The organism is Clostridium sp. AF29-8BH, assembly GCF_003478145.1.
GTDB classification, from domain to species: domain Bacteria; phylum Bacillota; class Clostridia; order Lachnospirales; family Lachnospiraceae; genus Otoolea; species Otoolea fessa.
Genome location: NZ_QUEL01000008.1, coordinates 82,967 through 99,234 on the forward strand (window position 1 = coordinate 82,967; position 16,268 = coordinate 99,234).

Annotated in this window: 14 protein-coding genes; 3 read left to right on the top strand and 11 right to left on the bottom strand. The window is 49.5% G+C overall.

Annotated features, from left to right (window positions below; translation table 11 throughout):
• Nucleotides 1-100: 100 nt before the first annotated feature.
• Entirely contained in the window at nt 101-2,062 is a 1,962-nt protein-coding gene (locus DWZ16_RS07270; RefSeq protein ID WP_118522515.1) for an aconitate hydratase, read from the bottom strand.
• A gap of 411 nt (nt 2,063-2,473) precedes the next feature.
• On the opposite strand from DWZ16_RS07270, the gene DWZ16_RS07275 reads away from it, so the two are divergent.
• Complete coding sequence (locus DWZ16_RS07275) at nt 2,474-3,358, top strand: gamma-glutamyl-gamma-aminobutyrate hydrolase family protein (RefSeq protein WP_181357266.1); 885 nt, start codon at nt 2,474-2,476, stop codon at nt 3,356-3,358.
• A gap of 322 nt (nt 3,359-3,680) precedes the next feature.
• Here DWZ16_RS07275 and DWZ16_RS07280 read toward each other — a convergent pair whose 3' ends face one another.
• The 4 genes from DWZ16_RS07280 to DWZ16_RS07295 all read right to left on the bottom strand — a co-directional run bounded on the left by DWZ16_RS07280 (nt 3,681) and on the right by DWZ16_RS07295 (nt 8,084).
• A complete protein-coding gene (locus DWZ16_RS07280) occupies nt 3,681-5,366 on the bottom strand; it encodes a glycosyl hydrolase family 18 protein (protein ID WP_107001815.1) in 1,686 nt (561 codons plus the stop codon).
• Nucleotides 5,367-5,626: 260 nt separating this feature from the next.
• Nucleotides 5,627-5,881: a hypothetical protein gene (locus DWZ16_RS07285; protein WP_022358865.1), complete on the bottom strand. Its 255-nt coding sequence runs from the start codon at nt 5,879-5,881 to the stop codon at nt 5,627-5,629.
• Nucleotides 5,882-5,972: 91 nt separating this feature from the next.
• Entirely contained in the window at nt 5,973-6,590 is a 618-nt protein-coding gene (locus DWZ16_RS07290; protein ID WP_118482014.1) for a hypothetical protein, read from the bottom strand.
• Between the two features lie 72 nt (nt 6,591-6,662).
• A complete protein-coding gene (locus DWZ16_RS07295; RefSeq protein ID WP_118522516.1) occupies nt 6,663-8,084 on the bottom strand; it encodes a serine/threonine protein kinase in 1,422 nt (473 codons plus the stop codon).
• 323 nt (nt 8,085-8,407) lie between these two features.
• Here DWZ16_RS07295 and DWZ16_RS07300 point away from each other — a divergent pair, with 323 nt between their 5' ends.
• Both DWZ16_RS07300 and DWZ16_RS07305 read left to right on the top strand, forming a co-directional pair.
• A complete protein-coding gene (locus DWZ16_RS07300; RefSeq protein WP_107001812.1) occupies nt 8,408-9,157 on the top strand; it encodes an adaptor protein MecA in 750 nt (249 codons plus the stop codon).
• Nucleotides 9,158-9,296: 139 nt separating this feature from the next.
• Nucleotides 9,297-9,467 carry a DUF362 domain-containing protein gene (locus DWZ16_RS07305; protein WP_107001811.1) on the top strand — a complete coding sequence of 57 codons (171 nt, stop codon included), beginning with the start codon at nt 9,297-9,299 and terminating at the stop codon, nt 9,465-9,467.
• A gap of 83 nt (nt 9,468-9,550) precedes the next feature.
• On the opposite strand, the gene DWZ16_RS07310 is transcribed toward DWZ16_RS07305, so the two are convergent.
• The 6 genes from DWZ16_RS07310 to DWZ16_RS07335 form a co-directional block, all read right to left on the bottom strand.
• Nucleotides 9,551-10,273, bottom strand: a complete 723-nt coding sequence (locus DWZ16_RS07310) for a helix-turn-helix domain-containing protein (RefSeq protein ID WP_107001810.1) — start codon at nt 10,271-10,273, stop codon at nt 9,551-9,553.
• A 207-nt stretch (nt 10,274-10,480) separates the two neighbouring features.
• Nucleotides 10,481-10,963, bottom strand: coding sequence for a GNAT family N-acetyltransferase (locus tag DWZ16_RS07315; RefSeq protein ID WP_107001809.1), 483 nt, complete (start codon nt 10,961-10,963; stop codon nt 10,481-10,483).
• A 78-nt stretch (nt 10,964-11,041) separates the two neighbouring features.
• Nucleotides 11,042-12,373, bottom strand: a complete 1,332-nt coding sequence (gene dnaB, locus DWZ16_RS07320) for a replicative DNA helicase (protein WP_118492760.1) — start codon at nt 12,371-12,373, stop codon at nt 11,042-11,044.
• Between the two features lie 16 nt (nt 12,374-12,389).
• The gene (gene rplI / locus DWZ16_RS07325; protein ID WP_022358874.1) at nt 12,390-12,836 is read right to left on the bottom strand and encodes a 50S ribosomal protein L9; all 447 of its coding nucleotides are present in this window, start codon (nt 12,834-12,836) and stop codon (nt 12,390-12,392) included.
• A gap of 2 nt (nt 12,837-12,838) precedes the next feature.
• Nucleotides 12,839-14,887, bottom strand: coding sequence for a DHH family phosphoesterase (locus tag DWZ16_RS07330; protein ID WP_107001808.1), 2,049 nt, complete (start codon nt 14,885-14,887; stop codon nt 12,839-12,841).
• 608 nt (nt 14,888-15,495) lie between these two features.
• Entirely contained in the window at nt 15,496-16,110 is a 615-nt protein-coding gene (locus tag DWZ16_RS07335) for an AAA family ATPase (RefSeq protein ID WP_107001807.1), read from the bottom strand.
• Between the last annotated feature and the right edge of the window lie 158 nt (nt 16,111-16,268).

The window sequence follows — 16,268 nt, forward strand, 5'->3', positions numbered from 1 at the left end:
CCTGCACATCCGCACAGGCGCCTTTTCCCAAAATAAATAAGTTGGTGAATAAGTAGTTATTGTATATAAAAAATATAATGGAGGCATAATTAATAAATGACTACGCTTCTTTCTCCGCTTCCAGCTGTTTTTTCAGTGTTCTCAGCTGTCCGCCATTTAAGACAACTTCAATTTCTTTATCCGTCAATTCTAATTTAGCCCAGAAGGAGAATCCTTTTGTCTTATCGGTAATCTGTACACGGCGTGCTGCAATCTGCTCCCGCAGGTTATCGATATGAAGCTCATCTGTCTGCTCCAGGCGGTCATAATCAGCTCCATCCTCAAACAACATTGGAATTACGCCATGATTTACCAGGTTTCCCTTATGGATACGGGCAATACTCTTGGCAATGACCGCTTTTACACCCAGATACATGGGATTAATAGCCGCATGCTCACGGGAGGAACCCTGTCCATAGTTTTCACCGCCGATGATAACGCTCTGTCCCATTTCTTTTGCGCGAGCTGCAAATTCCGGATCATATCGATGATAGCAATACTGGGACATCAACGGAATATTGGAACGCATACTGCTGAACTCAGCACTTGCCGGTGTAATATCATCGGTGGATACATTATCACGGGCTTTTAAGCTGATAGGAGCATCCAGTGTCTCCTGCGGCGGCTCCGGAACCGGAAGAAACTTGATGTTCGGTCCGCGGACAATCTCCACCTTCGCAGCTTCCTCCGGAGACAGCGGCGGAAGAATCATCGAATCATCAATATCGTACTGATCCGGCTCGTGAATTGAATCCAGGATCTTCACATTTTCACCCATAATATCTTCTGCCGTTGCGAAGGTCCCCATAATCGCTGTCGCTGCAGCACTCTCCGGGCTTACCAGATAGATCTTAGCAGTCGGATTCCCGGCACGTCCCTTGAAATTACGGTTGGAGGTGCGGACTGCCACACCGTCGGTCGCCGGAGTCTGACCGATTGCGCAGCACGGACCACAGGCAATCTCCAAAAGACGGACACCTGCATCCAGAAGCATCTCCACATATCCATCGCGCATCAGCTGACGGTACACCTGCTTGGAAGAAACCGCACAGGTACAGCTTACATCCTCATTCACATGATGTCCCTTAAATACAAGTGCTGCTTTTGCAATATCGGCATAGCTTGCATTGGTACAGCTTCCGATAAATACCTGCTGTACTCTCTTCTTTTCCGCCTGATGCAGCGGCATAACATTGTCCGGCTGGTGCGGACATGCGATCAACGGCTCTAACTCGCTTAAATTGATATCGATCGTCTCGTCGTACTCGGCGTCCTCATCCGGAAGAAGCTCTGTGTATGCTTCCGGACGTCCCTGTGCAGCCAGAAATCTCTTTACCTGTGCATCTGCCGGGAAAATGGAAGTGGTCGCGCCCATTTCCGCACCCATGTTTGCGATAGTCGCACGTGCCGGAATCTCCATCTCGGCAACTGCCGGTCCCACGTACTCATATACATTTCCCAGACCGCCCTTGATGGTCACGCGGCGAAGCATTTCCAAGATAACTTCCTTCGAGTTGCAGCCCGGTCTTAATTTACCGGTCAGGTTGACACGGACGACTCTCGGCATCGTCAGACGCATCGGAACACCCGTCATCGCCGTTGCTACATCCATGCCGCCGACACCGATACACAGCATACCGATCGCGCCGCCATGCGGTGTGTGACTGTCTCCGCCCATCGATACCTTGCCTGGCACACCAAAACGGGATACATGAACGGTATGGCAGATGCCGTTGCCCGGTCTGGACACATACACGCCGAATTTCTTTGCTGCGGACTGCAAATAAATGTGGTCGTCCGGCGTCTTATTATCTACATATAATAAATTGTGATCGAGGTAGCTGACGCTGCACTCCGTGCGGACACGGTCCAGCCCGATCGCCTCGAATGCCAGATAAGTCATAACGGCATTGATATCGTGTGTCAATGTCTGATCCACCTTGATAAAAATTTCTTTGCCCGGCGTCATATCGCCCGATACGAAATGTGACTCAATAATCTTTCTGGTAAGTGATTTCCCCATGTTTTGATTTCCTCCATTTGGTTTGTCATATTCTCTCGGAGTCTTTCCTGCACTCCGCCATCTCTATCAGCCCCGCAGCCTTGACCCGGCTGCCCGTCTGTTTTTTCCGTCCTTATTGTAACGCCTGCCTGCGGGGAAAATCCAATTAAGAAAGGGAATGAAGGTATAACTTTCTGTTATCAGGGCTTTTCCCCGTACTCCTCCCTACTCAATTCTTCGCTTCCATTTACGCCTCCTTATTTTCGCTCATTTTTCGTATATCTACAAAATTATATTATATCTTTTAGGTGTCATTAAAAATTATTTTATTTTATTATGTAATTTTATGTATCTTTTTGTATTTTTCTGACTGTTTTATGTTAGAATCCAGCCATGTTTGGGAGGACAATTTGTATTAGGGAGGAAATTCGAATGAGAAAAATTAAAATGATGACCAGTGCAGTGCTTCTTTCTTTATCCCTGGCTTTTTCTTTAACAGCTTGTGGAACAAAGTCTGAACCGGCAGCCGATACAACAGCGGCTGAAGCCGAAGTAACCGAGACAGAAGGCGAAGCAGAGACTGCCGAAGAAGCGGCGAATGACGAAGAAGAGAAAGTCAAAGTCGGCGTTTCATGGAATGCAGACGAAATCGACGAAGATGCACAGTTATATATAGATGCCGTTACCAAAGCTGGCGGCGAAGCAATTTATCTTCCTCAGATCAAAACCGAGGATGACGCGAAAAATGCTCTGGCAGAAATCGATGCTCTGGTTATGACCGGCGGCGAAGATATTGATCCGAGCTACTACGGCGAAGAGCCAAACGAAAAATTAGAGACTGTAAACGAAGTCAGAGATACTTCTGATTCTCTTTTAATCAAGGCAGCTCTCGATGAGGATATCCCGATGCTCTGCACCTGCCGTGGCATGCAGTTCTTAAACGTATTAAGCGGCGGTACCTTATATCAGGATCTTCCGACTCAGAATCCGTCCGATATCGAACATCGCGATCCGGACCGTAAGGTATTCGCAAAACATGAGATTACCGTAGACAAAGATAACATCGTTGCTGCCGCATTTGGCGGAGAAGGCACCTACACTGTAAACTCCTGGCATCATCAGGCAGTCGATCAGTTAGGTGACAACCTGAAAGTCGTTGCTACTGCTCCAGATGGAATCATCGAAGCAATCGTCAGAGAAGATAAAGACTACGTGATGGGCTTACAGTTCCATCCGGAAGCTATGATCGCTGAAGGTGATGACAGTTTCCTTGCTTTCTACACCAACCTGATCGATCAGGCAAAAGAGGCAGAATAATCACATTTCTCCCAGACAAAACAATATTTTTGATGTTTTAATAACCTCCAGGCGGATGAATCAATCTTTCCGCCCGGAGGTTTTTTGTCCAAGACGCTCTTTTTTTATAAAGAAGAATGTGCCTTGGCACATTCTCGCGCCGAGCGCGGTCGCTTGCGACAAACTACATCTTCGCGCGAGTGCGCATCATTGGCACGTTAGTGCCTTTTTGTGTAATAGGGGATTCCAAGGAATTTCCTATTACATAAAAAAGCAGAAGCCTCACGCTCCCGCATGAGACTTCCACCCTACTTTGAATCATTGAATCTTAATTAAATTGTCTCTACTCCCAGCCAATCACATCCCAGACGTCGCTGGTTTCCAGCCCCAGCCGCCATCCGGCTACGCCTGCCAGGTCGTATTTCTTGATTAAATCCATCTTGAGTCCCAGAGACCTTGTCTCCTCCATCCAGAGCTGCTGTTCGCCGTTCTGGCTGTCCAGCCTGCCGTAATACTGACCAGCCGAATCATCCCAGGTCAGATCCATGCCGCTCTCCGACACCCATTTTGTCGCCTCGGAGATTCCCATCGCACGGGAGGACGCATTGTCGCCGCTTCCCGTCCAGAGCCTTGTGTAGAACGGGACTGCGTTGATTACCTTTTCCTTCGGAACCAGGGAAAGCATATCTTTGATGCCGTTTTCGACATATCCGATCGAAGAAACAGAACCGGCTTCACCGCCTGCATAGTGCTCATCATAACCCATGATAATCACATAATCTGCGACGTTGCCCTGCTCTTTCTGGTTGTAGAAACGGTTATATACCGCCGGAACATAGTTATCGACCGACAGCACCAGCCCTTTCTTTCGGCAGGAAACCGACAGCTCGCGGATAAACTCGATGTAATGGACGCCCGCCGCCGTCTTCAAACTCTCAAAATCCAGATTGATACCGTCAAATCCATAACGGTCCGCCTCTGTCATCATATTTTCAATCAGTTTTTCGCGCACAGACGTCCTGGAAAGAAGCACCTCCGCCTGCACGTTCTTGCTGCATTCGCGGCTGAAATTGTCGAGTACCGCCCAGACCTGCAGACCTTTTTCATGCGCCCGATCCACATAGGACTTATCTGCCAGAGATTCATACGCGCCGCTGTTGCTGCTAAGCGTAAACCACGTCGGCGCGATGACATTGACACCTTTCGTCTTTGCAATCAGAGAATCCATCGCCTGGTTTGCCGCCGCGATCGTTACCTGATGCCAGACCATCACAATCTTCTGATCCAGTGAAATATTCTGGTAGACCGGAGCAGTAAAATCACTCTTTAACGTCTCCTCATGCAGATTTTTCATCTTCCACTTGTGCATATATCCGATATGACCGTCCGGTGTCATGACTCTCGCCCAGTTGTCATACTGTTCCAGCACCGTCACTGTCCCGCCGCGCTTTATCTCAGTCACAATCGGGCTTTTCAAGCCGCCTCTTAAGCGGATCTTGGCGCTCCACGCCGCATCTGCCACCGTGACCGGATCCCAGTTATTTTCCACGAAAACCCGCTTCTGTGCCTCACCATCATACGCCTGCAGACGCACATCGGTGTATTTCTGAATCAGAGCCAGTGAAAGATAAACTGCATCGCCATCCCGGTAAAGGATCTTTTTTCCGTCCTCATCCACTGTCGTCTCGTCGCTTTTCACGATCTCCTCCGGCAGGGCGTACACCAGTATTTCCTCATTGGCATCCCAGTAAAAACGTTCATTTAAGTTCGCATCTACCCACGTAGCCGGCAGATACGTCTGCCCGTCCACGTAGACACCGCTCTCCTCCTGACGTTCATAGTTCAGATACAGCGCCACCCGGTCGCTGCCGCCCGCCGCGTACAGAGCATCCAAATCCGCCCTCTCCCGGCTTGGCATATATTTGACCGCTGCAATCACGCCAACGGCTGCCACGATTAAAAACAGCACAAACCCAAAAATCCGTCCCAGACAGCCCGAACGTGCTTTCCTTGATCTTCCTCTTTCCATGTTTTCCTCCGGTGTATGTTAAGGTAATACCATAAGCACTAAGCTCAAAATACCTCGCTAAGTGCCCTTATTATATCACACCAGCTCCATGGAATGTTGACTTTTTTCTTAACTCCTCTTTCATTTTCCCTGTAATAGGTTACTGTTTACGCATACGTACCCAGTAACTGTAATAGCACCATCTAAACAGTTCTCACCATTTTCTCCGAAAGAAAAATCCGGCGGACTGTCCAGATACGGACAAAACGGCACCTCTCTTATCACCGGTTGTAAACCCGGTCAAAATGTATCTCTGTCAGCACTCCTGTCTCCGCTCCGACGTAATCAGCCATATAAAACGAGCCGTCCTCCCGGAACTCACACAGCTTCCTGTACTCTTCTGGTCTGCACTCCCTCCCATCAATTAAAATCTGGATTCCTTTGCTTTTATATCGCTGTAATCCCTCGACAAATATTCTCTGCTGTTCCCTACGCCTCCTCTCTGCCTCTTCTTTTTTACTTTTTCTCACTACCATTCCACACCTTCTCCATTCCGCGAAAACAGCCCCTTCTAACTTTTGACCTTTCGGAGATAATCGGTAATTTATAACCCCAGGTCTGCCTCGCTTATCGTAGGAATTTTCCAAAAAAAGTCATGGACTCTCCCGTAACCATCAATGCGTTCTTCTGCAGTGGGATTCGCCGGATCCGGATATCCAGATATTGCTCTGCCATTTTTACAGCTTCCTCTTCTCCAAATGAGACGAAATACTCACACCATTTTTTCCATTTTTGCTTTTCTGCTGCCAATGCCGCAAAATCTGCCAGCTGCCATCCGCTGACCGAACCGACCAGAAAACAGCGGCTGCATCGAAAAAAGGCATCCTGATTCTTCTGTGTCAAGGCTCCGAAGTCGATCACCATCGCCTCCATCCCCCTTTCCGAACAATCGTACCATTCTGCACGTTCAGCCTTTTGATAGAAAAAAATTCCCCTAATTTCAAACGGCTGTCCTGCCCCGTCTATAACCGGTTTTTCCCTTCTTTTTCCCGTCCGGAATATCTTTTCAAGCTGTGCAAATGAGCCGCTCTCATTTTGTTCCAGAACCGCCGTTCGCCGGCACAGAACCCCGGACAGATATGCTGCCGTCATAAGCGAAAAGTGTGTCACCCCAACCGATGGTCCGCTCCCGGCTATCCCGATACATTCCAGGCGTTCTGTCCCGGCCTGCTTTGTGTCTGGCACTGGTTTTTGCCTGAATTTTCGCCCCACTTTTGAGCTTTCGCCCCGTTTTCCGATTTTAATCTGTATTTCCTCCTATTTCCACTGCCACGGGAATCCACCCATAAAGCGCTCCCACCTTCGCCGGATGTTCCGCCAGAGTCCCCCTTCTTTTGCTGCCTGCCTGGTCCCCCGTCCTTTTTTGAGAGCTTCCTCCCGGAAAATCCTTTCAAAAAATTCTGTCTCCTCCGCTGCCTCATTTTCCTGCCCCCGCCTTCCGCCTGCATCGAACGGCGGGGTTAAAAACGGAAGCCGCAGATACCTAAGATGCCGGACCTCCTCCGGAAGATAATCCCGCCCGCATTTTCTGTGATTTAATAAAATCTGGAGTCCCTCTTCTGCTCCCAGAAACCGGATCGCCCGCAGAGAATCTTCTTTCTCCCACGGCTGCAATCCACAGACGAAAAGAATCAAATCATACTCCCCATCCAGAACCGTCTGGAGCTCGGTTCCGCAGTCATCTAAAATCACTTCAAACACTGGCTGTTCCAGCTGCACCACATCGCTGTATCTGGGTTCCAACGCCAGACCGTCCATGTAATAAATTCCATGTTCATCCGGCACCATCCCATACCAGGATGCCAGCCTGCGGACTGCCCCCGTGTCATTCTGCTCCCTGTAAAGGCAGGAAACTCCTTTCTGCCGCAGATATCGGACCGCGCCAAGTGCGGTATGTGTAACCCCGATTCCGCTCCGGCTGCCTGCTACGGCAATCCTGAGAAGTGGTATATGACGTTCTGCAAATATGCGCGCCTCCAGTTTTTCCAATGCCTCTAACACTTCCCGGACACTCTGGCAGCGCTCTTTTTTCTCTATTCTGAGACATCGCCCCATAAGAATGTACAGATCTCCCCGACAGCTTCCCTGTCCTGCTTTTATCTCCCCCTCTGGGGCATGCCCTGTCCCCATATAGTACAGGAGGGCGCCAATGGCATAGATGTCGGTCCTCTCATCCAGAGTCCCTCCCTCGTACTGTTCGGGGGCTGCAAAGCCTTTTGTTCCATAGCAAACAGATCGTTCCTGGCTCAAAGACGCCAGTGCCGCCTGATCAAAATCAATCAATTTTAATTGTTCCCGGCAGATTAGAAGATTCCCGGGGTGGAGATCTAAATATAAGATTGGATTTGGTTTGAATGAATGCAGATAATTCATGATCCGGCAAAGCTCAATTCCCAGACGGATAAGCTCTCCCGTTTGCAGACTGCCCGTTCTCTCAATTCGGGCATACAACGACTCACCGCACAGATATTCCTCGATGAGATAATAATAATTTTCGTCAATTTCCAGATCGTAGATGATCGGGATTCCCGGATGGCGCAGCCGCTTCAAAAGCGCTGCTTCCTGAATGAAACCGCTCTCTGTCCGCCTGACACGCTTAATCGCTCTCTCTTCATCAAGCCCCAGATGCCTGGCTAAAAAAACAGTTCCGCTCCGACCGCGTCCGATCACACGTTCCAGCTGGTATTTTCCAAATAGAACGGCTGCTTCCGTACCGCGCCTCCTTTCGGTCTATACCACCTCTCAAGATTCATTGTATACGATCCCCTCGGTTCCCGCAACCGTTTTTAGAAAGATTTTATGCTTTTTTTTCATATTCAAATTGCCAAGTGATTATATTATATAGTATGATGAATACCAAGGTTCCAAAGTCCAAAACATGAGTAAGCAGCCTTTTTCCGCAGAAAAATGAGCGGCTTACGAATGTCTTGCAAAATTGCGGAAGTGCGAAGCACGAAGCATTCGGTATCTTAACCACCCAAAAGACAAGGAAGTGAAAATCCATGAAAATAGAACGCATCAACGAAAACCAGATCCGCTGCACCCTGACAAGCAGCGATCTGAGCGCCCGCAACTTAAATCTGGGCGAACTCGCCTATGGCACGGAAAAGGCGAAAAAACTGTTCCATGAAATGATCCAGAAGGCATCGAATGAAGTCGGCTTCGAGGCGGACGATATTCCTCTGATGGTGGAAGCAATTCCGCTCTCCAGTGAGAGCATCATGCTGATCATTACCAAGATCGAGGACCCGGAAGAGCTGGACACCCGCTTTTCACGCTTTTCCCCGGGAAACGAGGACGAGCCTCTGACAGCGCTTGCCAACGAGCTTTTAGAGGGCGCGGACGGGCTTTTAAGCCTATTTACTGACAATGGCAAAAATACCGCCGCAAGCCCGCTGACCGGTTCGGACGCGCCTTCCACTGAAAATGCAGAGCCAGGTTCCAAACTGCCGGCAGCGCGTATTTTTACTTTCGGCTCCCTCGACGAGGTCTGCCGGGCAGCGCGCATCGCAGCTCCAGTCTGCGAAACACCGAACACGCTTTATAAACACCCGTCCGATGGTCGTTACTACCTTGTTGTCCGCCAGACAGCCGACAGCACCGACGCATTCAACCGCCTGTGCAATCTCCTGTCCGAGTACAGCGAACCATTAAAGACTGCCGCTGCCCCGAATGCATTTGAGGCATACTATGAGGAGCATTATGAGACGATCGTCCGGGAGCACGCGCTCTCAACGCTCTCGACCCTGTAGGAATACTGACTTCCAGAAAAATCGGTTTTTTCCATTGCTTTTATTTTAGAACATGAAAACCATCAATTTCTCCTTGAATATTTCGCATTTTTAGTATAGAATATAGCCAAACGCATAAATATAAAAGGAGGATTTTATCATGGCATTTGTAATTACTGATTCTTGTGTAAGTTGTGGTTCCTGTGCTGGCGAATGTCCAGTTGGAGCAATCTCTCAGGGAGATGGCAAATACGATATCGACGCTAACAGCTGCATCGACTGCGGTACATGTGCAGGCGTATGTCCGACCGGCGCTATCGAGCAGGGCTAATTAAACACAAACAAAAACGAAATATCTACATAAAAAAGCCTGTCGTTTCCGACAGGTTTTTTTATGCCCTTTTGCAGAACTTATCACATCTTATTCCCATTCCGTCCAAATTTCTTTTTCTTTACACGGGACCGGAAAAATGGAAACCGCCCTGGCGCAGCCGCTGCTGCTTCCGCTCGCCCCTGGTTTTCCCGCTGATACGCGCGGATGACCTCGTCGAGGCGCTTGAAGCGCTCTTCCTCCCGCTCATCAGAGACCCGCATCAGGTATTCCAGCTCCTTCATCAATTTATCATGCACCAGATAGCTAACATCCTGGCTCAGTTTTTCACTGTTTTCCTCGATCGCGCGCCCGATGACCTGGTTCATGATCTCCTGAAACTGGCGCATTTTCTCCCCCGCCAGAGGCTGGGAAACCTCTGCCTGCGGCAGTTCTGTTTCCTTGTTTTCTACCTCTGTATTTTTTTTCATTTCCATATTTTCCTGCCTGCTCATGTTACGCTCTCCTGTTCCCGTTTCCCGGAAAACCGCCTGTGCCTGCGCTTCCAAAAGCGCTTCCGGTTCTGTTTTCTGATTTTCTTCCACTTTTCCGAGGATTCCCCGTATGGCTTTCAACTGGTACCCCTGTTCCTTCAACTGCTTGATCTGACGGAACAGCTGGATATGAAACTCCGTATAGTACCGATGCCCCAGTTCATTTCTCGGAATCGGAAGCCCCAGCTCGTCCTCCCAGTACCGGAGCACGTGAGCCTCCACCTGCACCTGTCTGGAAGCATCCGAAATCAGGTAATGCTTGTTCTTATTCATTCTGCTTGTCCTCCCCGGTACCTTACTACTACTATATGCGGGGTTCAAACTAAATATGAATAGCATTTACATAAAAAACAAGTTCCGGAACTCCTTCACCATCGATCGGAGCGATTACCATATCGTAGCTAAATGCCAGCTCGCTGACGGTAGAAGGCGAATGAATGACATAAATAAAAAGAGGGGATTAAATTTCCCCTCTCCATTCTACAGCTTCTTCTCAAAGCACCAGTAATCATGCCCCTGCAGCACATACTCACCGACCTTCTCAAAGGCCAGTTTCGCGTATGACCGCAGCGCTTTCACATTATCCTTCGCCACCAGCATATGGGCACTCTTGCAGCCGCGTCTTCTAAGTTCCTCCATCGCGCCTGCCAGAAGCTCGCGTGCGATGCCTCGGTTCTGGTACTTCTCCGCCACACCCAGTCTGGAAATTTCTGCCGACGGCTGCAGCTCTTCCGACCAGCACGGAATCGATTCCACCTCCGGATCATCATCGATCGAAACCAGCCCCGCGATCTCCCCCGACACATCATCCCGGATACAAAAAAGCGAATCCCTGGAAAAATCCGACTGAAGCTCCGGCTCCCCTGGATAGATGTCCGTCCAGGCACAAAACTCGGTTCCAGCTAAGGCACGGTAAAAATGGCGGACGGTGTCCAGATCCGATTCTTTTATCAATTCAAACATTTCTCATATTCCTTTTTACATAATAATCTTTTATCAATCATATATTTATCCGGTCCCGTCCCTTACACGATTCTATCGTTATTTCGCCAAATTCGCAAACTTCGTCAGCTCCGGTCTCCACATCAGCTGCACCGTTCCTATCGGACCATTACGCTGTTTGGCAATGATTACCTCCGCGATATTCGGCGTATCCGTATCCTTGTTGTAATAATCATCACGGTACAAAAACATAACCACATCGGCATCCTGCTCAATCGCACCAGACTCACGCAGATCCGAAAGCATCGGGCGATGGTCCGGACGTGTCTCGCAGGCACGGGAAAGCTGCGACAGGGAGATAACCGGCGCATTCAGCTCTCGCGCCAGCGCCTTTAGTGAACGGGAAATCTCCGAAATCTCCTGCTGGCGGTTCTCTCCGCTCTTTCCGCTGCCGCTCATCAGCTGTAAATAGTCGATAATGACAAGGCTTAAACCGTACTCCAGCTTCACCTTGCGGCATTTCGAGCGCAGCTCCGAGATCGAGATACCCGGCGTATCATCGATGATCAGCTTGGAACTTCCGATCGTACCGATGCCTTCCACGACGGCATCCCAGTCGGAATCCGTCAGCGTACCGGTACGCAGCTTCTGGGAATCGACATTCGACTCCATCGACAGCATACGGTTGACCAGCTGTTCCTTCGACATTTCCAGGCTGAATACCATGCACGGAAGCCCTTTTTTGACCGCCACATGCTCGACGACATTCAGAACAAACGCCGTCTTACCCATCGAAGGACGCGCCGCAATCAAAATAAAATCGGACGGCTGGAATCCCGACGTCCGGTAATCCAGATCGATAAATCCGGTCGGAATACCCGTGACGGTGCTGTTGCTCTTCGACGCCGCCTCAATCTTTTCCAGAACATTCAACGCCACCTGGCGGATCGGCACAAACTCTCCGCCTCCGCGGCTCTGGAGCAGGTCAAACACCGATTTCTCCGTGTGCGCCAGAATATCCTCCAGCTTGTCCCTTCCGCCGTAACAGAGGTTTTCAATCTCCTCATTCACTTTTATCAAACGGCGCAGGACTGCCTTTTCCCGCACGATATTGGCATACGATTTGACATTGACCGAGGTCGGCACAGATGTCATGATATCCCGGACAAAGTCCAGGCTGCTGACCTCCGGCGGAACATCTTTTTCGCGTAGCCGATTTTGAAGCGTCACCAGATCGACCGGCTTCCCTTCATTGAAAAGCTCGACCATCGACTCAAACATGACGCCGTACTGGTGCTGGTAAAAATCGGCGCCTGTGATAATCTCAGACGCCGCGATAATTGCTTCCCGATCCATAAGCATGGATCCGATGACTGACTGTTCCGCCTCTACACTGTGCGGGAGAACCCGCTTTATCAGGGCTTCCTCCATGATTCAGTCCTCCATATTAAGCTTCTACAACCTTTACTGCCAGTTTTCCGGTTACTTCTTTGTGAAGCTTGATCGGAACTTCGTGTGTGCCAAAGGTCTTAATCGGCTCCGGCAGAACCAGTTTCTTCTTGTCAATATCCAGATTTAACTGATCTTTGATCGCCTTTGCAATCTCCTTGGAAGAAACAGAGCCGAATGCTTTTCCGCCCTCGCCTGCCTTGATGGACAGGGTGATGGACTTATCCTCCAGATGTTTTGCCAGATCCTTCGCTGCTGCCAGGTGCTCTGCCGCGATCTTCGCCTCATTTGCCTTCTGCAGCTTCAGATCATTTAAGTTCTTCGGTGTTGCCTCGATTCCCAGTTTCTTTGTCAGAATAAAGTTGCGTCCATAGCCGTCGCTTACCTTTACAATCTGACCTTTTTTGCCAAGTGCCTTTACATCCTCTAATAATACAACTTCCATCGTTATATTTCTCCTTTCTCCATCATATCCGTAATGAGATCTTTTAATTTCTCTCTGGCTTCATCGATCGTCGCACCCTTAAGCTGTGCACCCGCAATCGTGCGGTGTCCGCCGCCGCCCAAGCGCTCCATGATAATCTGCACGTTGATCTCATCGATCGAACGCGCGCTGAAATAGATCGTGTCGCCCATCTGCGTCAGGATAAATGACGCCTTGATGCCTACAATATCCAGCAGCTCATTTGCCGCCTGTGCACCAACCACGGTAGGACTTTCAAGTCCTTCGGACGGACACACGGAAATCGCAAATGCGCCGTGATAAATCTCTGCTTTCTGGATCGCCTCAGCTCTCGCCCGGTAGTCCTCCAGCCGGTCGCGGAACAGCTTTCTCACACGCACGACATCCGCGCCGTTTCTACGCAGGAACGCCGCCGCCTCAAAGGTGCGGACGCCTGCCTGGTTCATGAAATTGTTTGTGTCAATCACGATACCGGCGTACATCGCATCCGCCTCCGCCGGCTTGATCTTGATGCCGTCGTCGCCGATATACTGCAATACCTCGGCTACCATCTCACACGCCGAAGACGCATACGGCTCGACATAAGATAACACCGCATTGTCGATGATCTCGCTACTCTGGCGGTGATGGTCGAGCACCACGATCGTTTTGATCTGCTTGAGCAATTCCGGTGCCTCCGTGATACTCGGGCGGTTGACATCAACCACAACTAACATCGTGTTGGAATCCGCCCACTCTGCCGCTTCCTCGCCGGTTAAGAACAGATCCTCCGGGTAATCAGAGCTGTTTTCAAACCGCGCCATCATCGGTTTCACGGAAGAATTGACCCCATTGATGACGATCCGCGCCTTTTTATTAAAAGAGGTCGCAATCCGCCAGATACCAATCGCCGCGCCAAAGGAATCCGTATCGCCGATCTTGTGTCCCATGATCAACATCTTATCCTTCGTATCCATCAGCTCGCGCATCGCATGCGCTTTGACACGCGCCTTGACACGGGTCGTTTTTTCCAGCTGCTGCGATTTGCCGCCGTAATAGCGGATCTTCGTGCCATCCTTGACAACCGCCTGATCGCCGCCGCGTCCCAGCGCCATATCAATCGCCGTTCTCGCATACTCATAGTTGCGGATGTAGCTGTCGCCATTCATACCCATACCGATACTCAGCGTGACAGCCATATCATTTCCGATATTAACCGTCTTGACATCCTCCAGGATCGAAAAGCGGCTCTCCTGAATCTCTTTCGTGTACTGCTGCTTGATCACAAACAGATACTTGTCATTTTCCAGCTTCTTGACGATACCTTCCATCGCCATGAAATACTTCGTAATTTTCCGGTCAATCAGGGCAACCAGCAGGGAACGGCGTACCTCCTCGACACTCTCCAGCGCCTCGTCGTAGTTGTCGAGATAGATAAGTCCCGCCACCAGACGCTGATTGTTGATCTGCTGCTTGCAGCGCAGAATCTCCGTCTCATCGCAGAGATACAGCACTAAAAGCATCTCGCCGCTGTCCTCGTCCACCGCGCCAAGCTTCATACCTTCCGTCTCGCTCAGCGCCACCTGCTGGATATCGATCCGGTAAAATCTGCCGTCAAATGAAGAATGAACGCTCGTTTTTTCGTCCATCTCATCCAAAAATTCCCGCGTCAGTTCCGGAAAGACCGCTGCGATATTCTTACGGCAGTTTTTATCTTCCCCGACGATCTCCGAAAAGGAGTGGTTCAACCAGAGGAAATGTCCCTCTGTGTCCGCGATGGCATACGGCACCGCCATCTCATAGAGGAGCTGTTTCTGCACCCACGCATACTCCGCCGAAAACTCCACCAGTCCGCCCATCAGACGTTTTCTCCGGTACATGAACAGCCAGAGTGCCACCAGCACATATATAACCGTAAATCCGGACATCACAAGACCGGCAGCCGGGCTCACGATCCCAACTGCCAGGTTCGCCGCCAACAGGAATACCGACAGTATAATCGGCCACTGCAGATACGTCCGCAGCTGACCTCGTATTTTCATATTTTCTTTCATCTCATTCTCCCGTGCATACAATGTTGCTGTCCATGTGCCGGTTTTCAAAATACCTGCCATGAGCAGTAACGATAAAGCAACCAAAATGACTTGATGCCCCTTATTATAGCATAGTGAGGGGGATTCGTCCAGACAATCCCCCATTGACAAGCCAGAGCCGCCGTGCTAGTTACTGTGCACGCATACGTGCCCAGTAACGGAATTTGCCGTGGCTTCGCATTTAAATACGGCAAATTCCTGCTGCCACCACGTTTTCTTACGGCACTTTCGGTTCCAAAAGTGCTACCCGCGAACAATAACGTGCTAGTTACTATTCACGCATACGTGTACAGTAACCTGCGCTCGTATATCTTTTACGAAATGCTTTATATGCTTTAGTCTCGGCTATAAAGTTGGTCGAGCTAGTAATAAGACACAAAAATAACCGCCCCGGTCCTGCAAACTTGAGCGGTTATTTTTAACTTATCATTTAAGGGTCCAACCGTCTATCGGTGAGATCCTTTATATATAGATAACATAACTACAAAAAATTTCAATCATCTTCTTTGCATCTGTTATCTTAGATATCCTCATATCGACTGCATGAAACTATAAATGCCACTCTTCTTTTACTTCACCGCCTGGCAAATCAACTCCACGCACTTCTCAATTCCCAAATCTCCGCTGTTCAGCATCAGATCATAGTTTTCTCTGTCGCCCCAGCGCTGATTCGTATAGTTTTCATAATAGATCCGGCGGCGTTTGTCGGTCTGGTGCATAAATTCATCAATATGCTCTTCCAGATCCCCGTACTCATCAATCGCGCGGCGAAGCCGGATATCACGATCCGCATAAACAAAGACACGCAGTACATCCGGACGGCTTTTCAGAATATAATCGGCACATCTGCCGATGAATACGCAGCTTCCGCGCTTTGCCGCCTCCTCGATCGCCTTCTTCTGCGCCACATAGATCTGCTCTGTCAATGGCAGTTCACTGAGCTTCGGCTCCTTCGGATAGGAAAGTCCATACAAAGTTCCCATCGCGAAATTGTAAAGCAGACTATTTGTCAGGCGCTGCTCACGATCCGCAATAATTTCCGCCGGAAAACCGATCTCCTTCGCAGCAGCATCGATCAATTCCTTATCATAAAATTCCATTCCCAGTTTTTTTGCCGCTGTCAGACCAATCTGACGACCTCCGCTTCCATATTCACGACTGATAGTGATAATCTTTTTTTCCATACAACTGCCTCCTCCCTGTTCCTCCGTGGACTCCCTCTTTTTCTGTCTTTAGTATAACATATGCCTCAAAATTGTTCAAGTTTAGTCGCACACCCTTCTTATTTTTCTGTATTTTATTCCATATATGTAATTATTTCTGTTTTCTCTTGCTTTTATTT

What these genes read in the sequence shown, in the direction of transcription:
- DWZ16_RS07270 (WP_118522515.1), bottom strand. Translation starts at nt 2,062, where the DNA reads ATGGGGAAATCACTTACCAGAAAGATTATTGAGTCACATTTCGTATCG.
- DWZ16_RS07275 (WP_181357266.1), top strand. Translation starts at nt 2,474, where the DNA reads ATGAGAAAAATTAAAATGATGACCAGTGCAGTGCTTCTTTCTTTATCC.
- DWZ16_RS07280 (WP_107001815.1), bottom strand. Translation starts at nt 5,366, where the DNA reads ATGGAAAGAGGAAGATCAAGGAAAGCACGTTCGGGCTGTCTGGGACGG.
- DWZ16_RS07285 (WP_022358865.1), bottom strand. Translation starts at nt 5,881, where the DNA reads ATGGTAGTGAGAAAAAGTAAAAAAGAAGAGGCAGAGAGGAGGCGTAGG.
- DWZ16_RS07300 (WP_107001812.1), top strand. Translation starts at nt 8,408, where the DNA reads ATGAAAATAGAACGCATCAACGAAAACCAGATCCGCTGCACCCTGACA.
- DWZ16_RS07305 (WP_107001811.1), top strand. Translation starts at nt 9,297, where the DNA reads ATGGCATTTGTAATTACTGATTCTTGTGTAAGTTGTGGTTCCTGTGCT.
- DWZ16_RS07310 (WP_107001810.1), bottom strand. Translation starts at nt 10,273, where the DNA reads ATGAATAAGAACAAGCATTACCTGATTTCGGATGCTTCCAGACAGGTG.
- DWZ16_RS07315 (WP_107001809.1), bottom strand. Translation starts at nt 10,963, where the DNA reads ATGTTTGAATTGATAAAAGAATCGGATCTGGACACCGTCCGCCATTTT.
- dnaB (WP_118492760.1), bottom strand. Translation starts at nt 12,373, where the DNA reads ATGGAGGAAGCCCTGATAAAGCGGGTTCTCCCGCACAGTGTAGAGGCG.
- rplI (WP_022358874.1), bottom strand. Translation starts at nt 12,836, where the DNA reads ATGGAAGTTGTATTATTAGAGGATGTAAAGGCACTTGGCAAAAAAGGT.
- DWZ16_RS07330 (WP_107001808.1), bottom strand. Translation starts at nt 14,887, where the DNA reads ATGAAAGAAAATATGAAAATACGAGGTCAGCTGCGGACGTATCTGCAG.
- DWZ16_RS07335 (WP_107001807.1), bottom strand. Translation starts at nt 16,110, where the DNA reads ATGGAAAAAAAGATTATCACTATCAGTCGTGAATATGGAAGCGGAGGT.